This window comes from Aurantiacibacter xanthus (genome assembly GCF_003584015.1).
Lineage (GTDB): Bacteria > Pseudomonadota > Alphaproteobacteria > Sphingomonadales > Sphingomonadaceae > Alteraurantiacibacter > Alteraurantiacibacter xanthus.
Genome location: NZ_QXFM01000119.1, coordinates 20,982 through 33,259 on the forward strand (window position 1 = coordinate 20,982; position 12,278 = coordinate 33,259).

Consider the following 12,278-nt stretch of genomic DNA (forward strand, 5'->3'; position numbering starts at 1 on the left):
CTTTCATGAGAGCCGCAACAGCACCGAACCGTGCGGCCGGACCGCGCGCGACAGGCGGCCAGAGGCGTCTTCCTCGTTCTGCCCCGTCCACAGGTTGCGGACCGAAACGGCGCGGTTAATGCCCAGCATGTCCAGATCGATCCCAACCTCGCGCGGGTCGTTACCGGTGTTGAACAGGGCCAGATAGTGATCGCCATTCGGAGCGCGGGCGGACCAGATGCGGGTGCGGTCTTCCACGAAGTGCGGGCGGTTGCCGAACGAGGCCTGATTGACCGCAATCACCTCGGGGTTGGTAAGCAAGGCCTTGGTTGCCGCATCGAGGTGCCGCAGGTCTCCGCCCATGATCAGCGGCGAGCGCGCGATTGACCACAAGGTCATCACCGTTTGCTGTTCGTCCGGGGTGAACTTCGTATCCCGCTCGCCCAGCGCCAGTCGGCCCAGCGGCAGCATGTCGGCATCTGGCCAGCTGCCTTCGCCCATAAACGGGTTCCAGTTCTCAAGCCGGGTGAACTGCGCTTCCAGCATCGGCCATTCGTCCCAGAAGTCGTCGGAGATCCGCCACATCTGGGCGAAGGCGCGCGCGTGATCGCCGCGTATCACCGGCGTCTCTCCCGGTGACATGCTGAGGATCATCGGTCGCCCGCTGTTGACGATCGCGCGATGGATCGCCTCGATCTCCGGGGCATGGGCGTCGTAGGGGCGCGACAGATCATCGACTTTGACGAAATCGACGCCCCAGGCGGCAAACAGCGCAAAGACACTGTCGTAATAGGCCTGCGCGCCGGGCTTGCTCATATCGACGCCGTACATATCGGGGTTCCACGAGCACAGGCTGGTGGTGTCGGCAATCTGCGCGGCGGTGACCTCGGTGCCCAACACCGGCAGATCGCGCTTGACCGCAAGGCGGGGGATGCCGCGCATCAGGTGAACGCCGAAGCGCAGGCCCAGCGCATGAACCCTGGCGGCGAGCGGCGCAAAACCATGGCCGCCTTCGGACGAAGGGAAACGATTGGGCGCGGGCAACAGCCGCCCGAAGCCGTCCAGCACCGGTTCGGGTTCGGTGTTGTACTGATAGCTCGACGCGGCGGGTTCGTACCACTGAATATCGACCGTCAGAATGTCATAACCGGCGGGCAGCAGGTCGCGCTGCATGATCGCCGCCTGTTCGAGCGTCTGTTCCTCGGTGATGGTGGTGGCAAAACTGTTCCAGCTGTTCCAGCCCATCGGCGGCGTGGGGGCGAGCTGCGCCGATGCCGAAGCGCGCGCGCCGGGCACCGAGGCCGCCGATGCCAGTGTGGGTACGAGTGCGGTGGTCAGTCCTGCGCCGAGCAGGCCGCGACGGGACAGGGTCATTCGTGAAACTCCTCCACCTGAACGATCCGTGCGCGCAGAAACGCATCCGCGACGAGCCGCATCGGACTTACATCAACCTCCGACACGCCCGCCCGCACGAGAGCCGCAAACCTCCGGTAAAGGCCCGGATATTCGCCCACGAGGTCTTCACCGCGCGTGTCGTGCTCGCCGAGGGCGCCTTCGGACACCGAAAGCTCCGCCCCGCCTTTGGACAACACCAGCGTGCCCGAGGTCGTCTCGACCTCGATGTCCCAATGCTGTGGGCCTTCCTGCAGGAAATCGAAATCGAGTTCGATGGGGGCACCGCTGCGGTCACGGCAACTGACCTGCGCGGCAATGGGCGCGCACAGGTTGGCCGGGAACGAAAGCTGCGAACTGACTACGAACATCGGCGAGGGCAGGATACTGGTGGCAATCGAGAGGCCGTTGATGCCTGGGTCGAACACGCCGAACCCGCCCGGCGCCCAGATCCAGTCCTGCCCCGGATGCCAGATGCGCACATCCTCGCGCCAGGTGATTTTCGCGCGCGTCATTTCGCGGCCTTTGAGCCACGCGCCCGCCGCCTCCACCGCCGGCGCAAAGCGCGAGTGCCAGGCGGTGAACAGCGTTACCTTGCGTTCCTGGGCGGCCTCGCGCAGGGCAACGACCTCGGCGATGGTTGCGCCGGGAGGCTTCTCCAGCAGCACGTGCCAGCCCTGTTCGAGCGCAGTCTGAGCGATATCGTGGCGGACCTGCGGCGGGGTGCAGATGGCCACCGCATCGACCGCGATTCCGCTTGCTATCAATGCCTCGATGGAGGGGAAGAACGGTGTTGGGCCTTCACTCACGCCAGCGCGGTCGACCGTGGCGACCAGATCGAACTGATGGCTGCGCGCGATGGCGGGCAAGTGCTGATCGTGCGCGATCTTGCCGAGGCCGATAACGGCGATCCTGATCGGGGCTGTCACAGCGCGCAGCCCCTTGCTGGTGCCCTTTCGGCGCTCATGGGCCGCTTGTGCATAGGTTTCCTCCCCGAGGACAGATGTTGCCTTCTTGTCCGACAATATCGCGCGCTAACCGAAACACAACCCCGACCTGGCAAACAGGTGTTGCCAAACCTGAGGCGAACTGCGCAAGAAAGTGAGGCAAATGAAACCCGTTGAGAGGTCATCACCAGAGCGAGGCATGGCGAAGCGCGAACCGTCCCACATCAAGCTCTCACGTGAACTGGGCGTGCCCATTGTCACCGGCCAGATACGTCCGGGCGACGTGTTGCCGGGGGAGATCGAGATCGCCGAGGACCATGGCGTTTCGCGCAGCGTGGTGCGGGAGGCGTTGCGTATGCTTTCGGCGCGCGGCCTGATCGAAAGCCGGCCCAAGATCGGCACGCGGGTACGGGATCGCGAGGCGTGGAACATGCTCGATCCTATCGTCTTGGAATGGATGTTCGAGGTGACGCCACCGCCCAAGTTCGTCAAAAGCCTGTTTGAGTTGCGTCTGGTGGTTGAGCCGGCCGCTGCGGCGCTGGCGGCCAAGAAGAAGACTGCGCGCCATCTGGCCGCGATGGGGCATGCCCTGGAAGAGATGGCGCGCCACACGCTGAGCACGCCCGAAGGTCAGGTGGCCGATCAGGAGTTCCATGCCGCCATCCTGATGGCCACAGACAACGAACTGATGGTCAGCCTTTCCGCCACGATTGGCGCGGCGGTGCGCTGGACGACGTTCTTCAAGTCGCGCAAAAGCAAATCGCCGCGCGATTCGATCGAGGAGCACCGCGCGTTGTTCGAAGCAATCGCCGATGGCGATGCCGAACGGGCGCGGCAAGTGACCGAAGAGCTTATCGCCCTGGCGCAGCGCGATACCGAGGTAGCGCTTGGCGCCTGAAGAGGTGCTGCTTTAGCCGCCGTGCGCGGGACCAGACCTGCGGCATTTTTGGCTTTCTGGCTCGCTGTTAGGGAGGACGTGCCTGCGCGTCAGCAATTTCCGTTCTCATGAACGTTGACTGGCCGGTTCATGGACATATAGTCAGACATAATAAGGCGTAACAGCATCAAGCGAGGCCTGTTTCTCACGCGATGGGCCGGTCGGGGACTGAGGGAAACATGGCGGACACCATTGGCAATTACGGGGGCGCGGTTCGTGGGCCGGGGCTGCTCATCGTGGCGCTCGGCGAGCTTTACCGGAAGCTCGTCTGGCTATCGCATGGCCCTCGCACCCATCAGTCCGAGCCCGATGGCCTTGCATGGGAGGCGCTGTGATGCGCTTCACCCGCCGGCAATCCCTCATTGGCGCGAGCGCCGCGGCGCTGCTTGGCCCGACCTTGGCCAGGGCGGCTGGCGCTGCCCCTACGCTGAATTTGCAGTCTGCGCCGCTGGCAGCAGTGCGGCTTTCGCCGTCGATCTATGCCGATGCGCAGGTGGCCAACCGGGCCTATCTCGCCTCGCTCGATCCTGAGCGGTTCCTGCACAATTTCTACCTCTCGGCGGGTCTGCCTGCGCCCAAGCCGGTCTATGGCGGGTGGGAAGCGCAGGGCATCGCCGGGCATTCGCTGGGCCACTGGCTGAGCGCTGTTTCGATCGAAGTGGCGAATGGAAATGATGCGGGATTGGTCGGACAACTCGACCATTGCCTCGCCGAAATGGCGCGTATTCAGGCCGCGCATGGCGATGGCTATTGCGGCGGCACCACGGTCGAACGCGATGGCAAGGTGGTCGACGGCAAGATCGTGTTCGAGGAACTGCGCCGCGGCGAAATCGCCAGCACCGGTTTCGATCTCAACGGTGGCTGGGTGCCGCTTTACACCTGGCACAAGATCCACGCCGGGTTGATCGACGCGCACCGGCTCGCCCGCAATCCGCGCGCCTTGCCGGTAATGCTGGGGGTGGCGGGCTATCTCGCCGGGGTGTTGGAGGGGCTGAGCGACGAACAACTCCAGCAGATCATGCGCACCGAATTCGGCGGGCTTAACGACAGCTATGCCGAAACCTATGCTCTGACCGGCGAAAAGCGCTGGCTCGATCTGGCGAAGCGGCTCTATCATCGGGCGGTGCTCGATCCGCTGGTGGCGGGCGAGGATCGTCTTGCGGGGCTCCACGCCAATACGCAGATCCCCAAAGTGATCGGCCTTGCGCGCATCCACGAACTCGACGGCAGCGCCGAAGGTGCTGAAGCCGCGCGGTTCTTCCATCAGACGGTCACGCAGCGCCACAGCTATGTAATCGGCGGCAATTCGGAACATGAGCATTTCGGGCTGCCGGACCAGCGCGCGCATCGCATTTCCGAAGCGACCTGCGAAGCATGCAACAGCTACAACATGCTCAAGCTGACGCGGCACCTTTACGCTTGGCAAGGCGACGCATCGCTGTTCGACTTTTACGAGCGCGTGCACCTCAATCATATCATGGCGCACCAGCGCCCGCGGGACGGGAGCTTCGTCTATTTCATGCCGCTGTCCTCGGGTGCGCGGCGCTACTATTCCGAGCCCGACAACAGCTTCTGGTGCTGCGTTGGCACGGGGATGGAGAGCCATGCCAAGCATATGGACTCGATCTACTGGGCCGATGGACAGACGCTTTACGTCAACCTCTACATTCCGTCGCAGCTCGACTGGGATGCGCAAGGGATCGCACTCGATTTGCAGACCCGCATGCCTGACGAAGGGCAGGCCCGCCTCACGGTGCGGCGTGCCCCGCGCGGGCCCCGGCGGATCGCCTTGCGCATTCCGGCGTGGAGCAAGGGCGCCTCTCTCGCGCTGAACGGCAAGCCAGTCGCGGTCGAGCAGGAGAAGGGCTACGCCGTCATCACCCGGCGCTGGCGCGAAGGAGACACGGTTGAACTCGTCATGCCGATGGCGCTGACGAGCGAGGCCGTGCCCGACGATCCCTCGCTGGTGGCATTCCTGCACGGGCCGAGGGTTCTGGCCGCCGATCTCGGGCCGGATGATCAGCCCTTCGCGCGCGCCGCTCCGGCCTTGCTGAGCGAGGGCGGCACGGCCACCGATTTGCTGCGTCCGGCGGGCGAGCCGGGCCACTTCACCGTGCCCGACGCGCTGGGCGGCACGCTCGCCATGGCGCCGTTCTTCGCACAATATGACCGTCGTACCGCGGTCTATTTCCCGACCTTCACCGCCGGGCAATGGGCGCAGGAACGCGGTGCCTATCTGGCCGCACAGGACCATGCGCGCGAACTGGCACGCCGCACCGTGGACCGCTTCCAGCTTGGCGAGATGCAACCCGAGCGCGACCACCGGTTCGTGCCGGGGAAGAGCGAGGTGGTGAACTGGAACGGTCGTGCCGCACGCCGGATCGCCGCCGGAGACACGGTCCGCTTTGCCTTGGCGCGGCGTCCGGGGGCTGGTGTGTTGCAAGTGATCGTGTTCGGTGCCGAGGCAGCGGAGCGTTTCTCGTTGACCGTCGATGGCGAGCCGGTCACGCCGCGGCCTGTGCAGGGCGAGGGCTTCCTCCCGGTCGAATTTGCCTTGCCCGATGCGGGCGAGCAGGGGCGCGATGAGGCAGAGGTCACACTCACCACCAACAAGGACGGGGCGCTTGTCTACGAAGCGATCATGCTCACCGCCGACTGAACAGCCACGCGTCTTCTGCGCTGCTTGACCTGCTGGACAGGTGATTTATTGTCGTACAAATAGGCGGGCGCGAGGAGTTGCTGGGTGCGCGGTGATTACATCGCAATTGACTGGGGCACGACCAACCGGCGGATCTATGTGATCGGCGGTGACGGCTCGCTCAGGCACACCCGCCGTGACCACTGCGGCGCGCTGCGCATGGCGCGCAGTGACTATCCGGCTGAAATCGGGGCGATACGCGCCGACTATGGCGACCTGCCGGTGATCGCATCGGGCATGGTCGGGTCGAGCCGCGGCTGGGTCGACGTTCCCTATTGCCCGGCTCCCGCCTCGATTGCGGATCTGGCGGCGGCTGCTCATGCTTGCGGTGACCGCGTGTTCATCGTTCCGGGCATTTCGGTGCATGATCAGCGCGGCTGCGATGTGATGCGCGGCGAGGAGGTGCAGGTGTTCGGAGCGCTGATTTCGGGCGCTGTATCGAGCGGCGCACTGTTCTGCCAGCCGGGCACCCACAGCAAGTGGATCGCAACGGATGACATCCGCATTTGCGCGCTGTCCACGGCGATGACGGGGGAGCTGTTCGCGCTGCTCAAGTCCGGGTCGGTCTTGGCGGAAATGTTGCAGGGAGCGGTGACGAATGGCCCCGCCTTTGCCGAGGGCGTCGCGCGAGGAATGGGGGCAACCGATTTGCCGTCTGCGCTATTTCAGGCCCGCGCGGCGGCCTTGCTTGGTGCGCGTGCCGCACAGGATACCGCGTCCTACGTGAGCGGGCTGCTGATCGGCAGCGATGTCGGCGCGCGCGATCTTGCCGGCAGAGTGGTTACGCTTCTGGCCGATGGCGATCTGGCGATCCTTTACCGCGCTGCCATCGAGATCGCGGGCGGCACGGTTGAGGTGATCGATTCGAACGCGGCTTTTACCGCCGGAATTCAGGCAATTTACGAGGCTATGTGATGGGTGCAGGTGATTTCGAAGCGGCCTTTGCGGCCTGCCCGCTGGTGGCGATCCTGCGCGGGCTTACGCCGCAGGAGGCCCCGGCTATTGGCGATGCGCTGGTCGAGGCCGGATTCACCATGATCGAGGTGCCACTCAATTCGCCCGATCCGCTCCGTTCGATCGCGATTTTGGTCGAGCGCATCGGCGAGCGGGCGATGATCGGCGCGGGTACGGTGCTGACGGCACAGCAAGTGCGCGAGGTCCACGCGGCGCAAGGGTGCTTTATCGTGGCACCGAACAGCGACGCGGCGGTGATCGGCGAGGCGCGCTCGCTCGGGATGGGCGCCATGCCCGGCTATTACACCGCGACCGAGGCTTTTGCCGCGCTGTCGGCGGGCGCGACCGCGCTCAAGCTGTTTCCGGCAGACAGTGCCCAGCCGGCGATGCTGAAGGCGCAGCGCGCGGTTCTGCCGAGAGAGGTGAAGGTGCTCGCGGTCGGCGGGATCGATCCGGACAATATGGCCCAATGGCGGGCCGCCGGAGCGGACGGGTTTGGCCTTGGCTCCAACCTTTACAAGCCGGGCAGGGCTGCGGAAGAGGTTTACGAAGCGGCCGTGGCCATGGTCGCGGCGGTGCGTCGGCTTTAGGGGGCCCTGCGCTCAAAGCCCTGCGCGTATGGGCTTGTGCGCCCGCGCTTCGCTCGCCAGATCGCGCAGCGCTCCGCCCAGCTTGCTCTCGGCGTTCGTCATGCGCGATTTCGCGAGAGGCGAATTGGCTTCGCCTAAGCCCCGAGCCTCCCTTCGCGGTGAAACGGGATTGCCAGCGATCTGCGATAGCGTGCTATGCGGAAACTCTTAGCCATTCCGTGCCAGCCACGGTCGCATGATCCCTGCCTCGGAGCCCGCACTGATGACTGGCCGACTGTCTCCCATGTTCCGCATGCCGATCTGTTTCGGCCCTGCGCCCGGCCCGCGCAATCTGCCCGAGGACAAACAGGGCGAACGCTATCGCAAGGAAACGACCACCCTGTCGCTCAGCGCGCGCAGCGATCCCTCGCTGTTGGCCGCGATGTTGCCGCCCGGTTTCACCCTCGCTGGCGAGCCCCGGATCAACCTGTCGTTCCTGATGTTCCGCAATATCGGCTGGCTGGCCGGGCGGGGCTACAATATCGCCATCGTCGCCATTCCCGCGCGCTGGCAGGGACTGACCGAGGAGACCGGTCACTTTGTACCGGTGGTGTGGGAGAGCATGGCCGACCCGATCATCACCGGACGCGAGGAACTGGGCTGGAGCAAGATCTACGCCGACGTTGCCGACCTCGAACCGGATGAGGAGGGCTGGCGCACCCATGCCGAATGGGAGGGGTTCCGCTTTCTCGACGCCCAGGCGAGCGGCTTCGCTCCGGGCGATCCCGCGCCTCCCGTGCCGATGATGTTTGCCAAGTATATTCCCCGCACGGGCGAGTGGGGAGAGGCCGATGTGAGCTATGCCACGATCACCGCGCCCGATGGACCTACGCCAGTCCTGCAATCGAGCGAGATCGGCACCGGGTCTTTTGCTTTCCACGCGGCGCGCTGGGAAGACATGCCGACCCAGTACCCGATCGTGAACGCGCTGGCGGCGCTGCCGCTCGACGATTTCGGTCCGGCGCAGCTCGTGCGGTCGAGCGGCGGCGGCGATGGCAGCGGGCAGACAATCCTGCGGTAGGCGACCATGCGCTCAATCGCTTGAAGGGCGTTGCCCTGCGGTCGCGCGCGCCGTCATCTGGCCGCCTTGCGCCTGATCCGCCAGCGCAGCCATCCGGTTACGAACAGCGCCAGCGGCACTAGTCCGCACAGCGCGGCGACTATTCTTCCGGCGAGACCACCGGCAGAGCCATCGTGCAGCGCGTGCGTCCAGTTGTTGATCACATTGCCGCCGCTTGCTTCGGCCGCATTGTCCACGGCGAGAACCTTTGCGCTCGCAGCATCGACCCAGACGAAGCTGTGCGGGAAGCGGAAGCTCGGATCGGCTGGCACCTGCATCCGCAGGCGGTAGTATCCCCCGGTCAAAGCGGGGGTTTCGATCCAGGCGATCCGTGCCTCGGGAAGCTGCGACAGGGCAGCGGCAATCGCCTGCGACGGCGCAATCTGCGGGGCGTCGGAATGCTCCGCCTCGACCGAGGGCAGGGAGGTAACGGCAAGGCCCAACGCACCCAGCGCCGTGTCGCTTTCCTTCGGAAGGGCGAGCATCACGCCGGTCAGCGTCAGCAACAGCAGGAACAGCAGCCCGCCGAGCCCGGTCAGCTTGTGCCAGTCGCGCAAGGTACGCGATGGCGCGGCCCCGCGCTTGAAGCGCAGCGCCTTGCCCCAGCTTTGGCGCGACCAGCCCCTCGGCCACCATGCCCACAGCCCGCTCAGCAGCAGCGCCAGCAAGCCAAGGCCCGACCAGCCCACCAGCTTGCCGCCGGTTTCTCCCAGCAACAGCCGGTAATGCAGATCGTAGATGAAGGTCATGGCATATTCGCCCCAGTAGTCACGCCGCAGCACCCGCATGCCATCGGGCGAAAGCCAGACCATCATCGGACGAAACGCATATCCGGCGCGCTCGGGCGGGGCGTAGTAGCGCGCGGGAATTGCGCCCCAAGCGCCGGTGACTTCGAGCCGCCAGGGGCCAGCCTTGTCCGGGTACTCGGCCCGCAAGGTGGCGAGCGCCCGGTCCCAGTCTGGCGCCTGCTCGCCTTCCACCCTGATCTCGGGATGCAGCAGGGCATCGATTTCCGGGTAGAAGACGAGCACCGTGCCGGTGAGACCAAGGAGGACCAGCAGGCCGCCAAGGCTCAGCCCCAGCCACAGATGCAGCTGGCGCACGACGTGGCGGATCCGGTCCCCCTGCTGGCGCATCAGCCGCGCAGCCTGAGGCTGACGGTTACGTTGCGGCCATTGGCCGGGCTGTGCAGCGTCTGAGCGCCGTCCCACCACACATATTCGGAGTAGGCATCGCCGATGTTCCTGAGCGTGAGGCCAAGCTCGACCGTCTCGTTGAGGCGGTAGGAGGCGCTGGCATCGAAGACCGTCAGGTCGCCCCAGGTGCCTTCGGCATTGGCGCTGGTGAGGTGGTAGGACGATTGCCCGCGCCCGCTGAGCGAAAGCGTCAGCGGCTCTGCCGGGCGCCAGTCGACACCGCCCGACCACAGCCATTCCGGCGTGTGGCTGATGGTGTTGCCGGCATATTCCGGGTTTTCCGGAGGAGCCACCGAGATGATAGCCTCCTGCCATGCCAGCGCGCCCCACAGACTGAGGCTGGGCAGCAGGCGGACATTGCCCTGCACATCGACCCCGCGCCGGTCGGTCGCCCCGACATTCTCGAAGTCGCCAAGCGGATCGTTGAGCTTGCGGGCGATTTCGCCCGTCGCGCTCTGCTCCCAATAGGCGAGGCGGGCCTCCAACAGGTCGCCGAGCGCATACTTGGCGCCCAGTTCCCAGCCTTCGTTGATCGAGGGTGCAAGGTCCACGACGCGCGGCGCGATCAGATAGGCGCCAGAGCCGAGCCCGATCTGGAAGGTCTTGCCCCAGTTGCCATATAGCGTGAGCCCCGCCGCCGGTAGCAGCGCGACCGACAGCTTGGGCTGGTCGATGCTGCCATAGTCGTTGATCGGCGCGCTGGTGCCCGCCAGCAGGTTGTCGAAGCTGCCGCCGACCCAGTCGATGCGGTAGGCGGGCGTGATCCGCAGCCAGTCGGTCGGCTCGACGATGGCCTGCACATAGACCCCGCCCACGGTGAGGTCGAACTGCTGGTCGCGGGTCTGGCTGGTGGGGACGCGCTCGACCGCGAGCCAGCGCAGCGAGCGGTTGTCCTGCCACTGCACGTCGCCGCCGGCCTCCAGCATCAGCGTGGCGGCCCCCAGTTCGCCGTGCCAGTGCAAGGCGCTTGACAGGCCATAGTGATCCTCTTCGGCGAGCCGTCGCTGCTGCGAGGCACTGGCGGAATACTTGACGTAGCGATCATCGCGCAGGCGGTTGAACCACGCGCTGGCCTGCCAGTCGAGCCGGTCGGAGAAGGCGACCTCGGCGCTCAGCGCATACTGCTGCATGTCGCGGGTGTCGCGGTCGGAGGCGTTGTAGGCGTTGGTCATGCGCGGATTGGCGCGGCTGTCGGCATAGGTGAGGTAGCCGGGTTCGTCGGTATCGGCCTCGTAATAGCGGGCGAGGGCGCCGAGCTTTACGTCTTCACCCAGCGCAAGGCCCCACTTGCCCGAGAGGCTGAGGCGGTTGCTGTCGGAATGGTCGCGATATCCAGCGCTCTCGCGGTAGGCGATCTGGTAATTCTGGGTGGTCCTGCCGCTTTCCAGGCCGGCGACGAGCTGCCCTTCGTAGGTGTCGTAGCTGCCCGCGGCGATGCGCGCTTCGGCGTAGGTGCCGCCGGTGCGGGTGCGGATGTCGGTGCTGCCGGCTATGGCGTGGAGGCCGTAGCGCGGATCGGAGGTGCCGCGCACGACCTCGATCGTCGCGATGTTCAGCGGGAACACCATGTCGATATAGGGCATGTTGCCGTCGTTGCTGTTCGATGGCACGCCGTCGATCAGCAGCTTGACCGCGTTGATGGTGCCTTCGCCGTTGAACCCGCGCATCGAGAACTTGCCGCTGCTGGTGCCCTGATTGAAGTCGGTGACCTGAATGCCGGGCATCTGGCCGATCAGTTCGTAGACGTTGTCGACATCGGCGTTCTGCGCGACATTGCCGCCCATACGGTCGACCGAAGTCAGGACATTGGCGGTGTTGCCGGCCATCCCGCGCGCGGTGACGACGATGTCGCCGACCGAGAAGCTGGTGTCGGCTTTTCTGGCGGCGGCGGCATTGTCGTCGCTGGCCTTGGCGGCGAGGGGGTACGTGGCGAGCGCAAGCGCGAGCGCCGAGGATAGGTGCAGTCTGGACATAAAAGTGCCCTCAGGAAATCGGTTATGAGAGTGGGAGCGCCGGGCCGGTCAGGCAGGCGCATCCGGTGCCGGATTTCAGGCGAGGGCAGGCGGGCCGCGCAGCGGCGGGCGCAGATGATCGGGCAGCTGGCGCAGGGCAGGCCCGGCAGGGGCAAGGCCCAGCAGCAGGATGAAGGCAAAGGCAAGCGCAAGCAGGAACGGGTCGGCCCCGCCCATGGCCACCTTGGCCAGCCCGGCAAAGGCACAATGGCCATCCTTCTGCGCGGTCTCGGAAGGACTGCCTTGCGGCTGTTTGCCGGGGATCGCCAGTTGCATCTGCTTGAGCCCGTTGGTGGCATCCGAACAGATCGTGATGGTCAGCGTGCGGCCACCGTCACTTGCCAGCATGAATCCGGCAGGGATCATGGCCTTCAGCAGCAAGGCCAGCCCGATCAGCGCCATGGCAAGATGGCGACGCGTCATGATGAAGGCGCGAAGAGCGGGCATGAAGAGTGCCCCTAGCGTGGCCCTGCG

At 65.6% G+C, this 12,278-nt stretch carries 11 protein-coding genes; 6 read left to right on the forward strand and 5 right to left on the reverse strand.

The features are described from left to right. Positions 1–3: 3 nt before the first annotated feature. Together D2V17_RS15495 and D2V17_RS15500 are read right to left on the reverse strand one after the other, a co-directional pair. Entirely contained in the window at positions 4–1,353 is a 1,350-nt protein-coding gene (locus D2V17_RS15495) for a glycoside hydrolase family 27 protein (protein WP_119593715.1), read from the reverse strand. Continuing rightward, entirely contained in the window at positions 1,350–2,300 is a 951-nt protein-coding gene (locus D2V17_RS15500; protein WP_119593782.1) for a Gfo/Idh/MocA family protein, read from the reverse strand. The genes D2V17_RS15495 and D2V17_RS15500 overlap by 4 nt, the downstream gene beginning before the upstream one ends. Positions 2,301–2,517: 217 nt before the next feature. On the opposite strand from D2V17_RS15500, the gene D2V17_RS15505 reads away from it, so the two are divergent. The 6 genes from D2V17_RS15505 to D2V17_RS15525 all read left to right on the forward strand — a co-directional run bounded on the left by D2V17_RS15505 (position 2,518) and on the right by D2V17_RS15525 (position 8,557). Then, positions 2,518–3,216, forward strand: coding sequence for a FadR/GntR family transcriptional regulator (locus D2V17_RS15505; protein ID WP_119593717.1), 699 nt, complete (start codon positions 2,518–2,520; stop codon positions 3,214–3,216). 218 nt (positions 3,217–3,434) lie between these two features. Continuing rightward, positions 3,435–3,590, forward strand: a complete 156-nt coding sequence (locus tag D2V17_RS21420; protein ID WP_191229232.1) for a hypothetical protein — start codon at positions 3,435–3,437, stop codon at positions 3,588–3,590. After that, a complete protein-coding gene (locus D2V17_RS15510; protein WP_191229233.1) occupies positions 3,590–5,914 on the forward strand; it encodes a glycoside hydrolase family 127 protein in 2,325 nt (774 codons plus the stop codon). Before D2V17_RS21420 ends, D2V17_RS15510 begins: the two co-directional genes overlap by 1 nt. An 84-nt stretch (positions 5,915–5,998) precedes the next feature. Then, positions 5,999–6,868, forward strand: coding sequence for a 2-dehydro-3-deoxygalactonokinase (locus D2V17_RS15515; protein WP_119593721.1), 870 nt, complete (start codon positions 5,999–6,001; stop codon positions 6,866–6,868). Continuing rightward, positions 6,868–7,497, forward strand: coding sequence for a 2-dehydro-3-deoxy-6-phosphogalactonate aldolase (locus D2V17_RS15520; protein WP_119593723.1), 630 nt, complete (start codon positions 6,868–6,870; stop codon positions 7,495–7,497). The genes D2V17_RS15515 and D2V17_RS15520 overlap by 1 nt, the downstream gene beginning before the upstream one ends. 262 nt (positions 7,498–7,759) lie before the next feature. Next, complete coding sequence (locus D2V17_RS15525) at positions 7,760–8,557, forward strand: acetoacetate decarboxylase family protein (protein ID WP_191229234.1); 798 nt, start codon at positions 7,760–7,762, stop codon at positions 8,555–8,557. 53 nt (positions 8,558–8,610) lie between these two features. Here D2V17_RS15525 and D2V17_RS15530 read toward each other — a convergent pair whose 3' ends face one another. From D2V17_RS15530 to D2V17_RS15540, 3 genes are all read right to left on the reverse strand, one after another. Then, the gene (locus D2V17_RS15530) at positions 8,611–9,732 is read right to left on the reverse strand and encodes a PepSY-associated TM helix domain-containing protein (protein WP_119593727.1); all 1,122 of its coding nucleotides are present in this window, start codon (positions 9,730–9,732) and stop codon (positions 8,611–8,613) included. Next, positions 9,732–11,765: a TonB-dependent receptor gene (locus tag D2V17_RS15535; RefSeq protein ID WP_220474132.1), complete on the reverse strand. Its 2,034-nt coding sequence runs from the start codon at positions 11,763–11,765 to the stop codon at positions 9,732–9,734. Before D2V17_RS15535 ends, D2V17_RS15530 begins: the two co-directional genes overlap by 1 nt. Before the next feature lie 75 nt (positions 11,766–11,840). Beyond that, positions 11,841–12,251, reverse strand: coding sequence for a DUF2946 family protein (locus D2V17_RS15540; protein WP_119593728.1), 411 nt, complete (start codon positions 12,249–12,251; stop codon positions 11,841–11,843). Positions 12,252–12,278 lie beyond the last annotated feature (27 nt).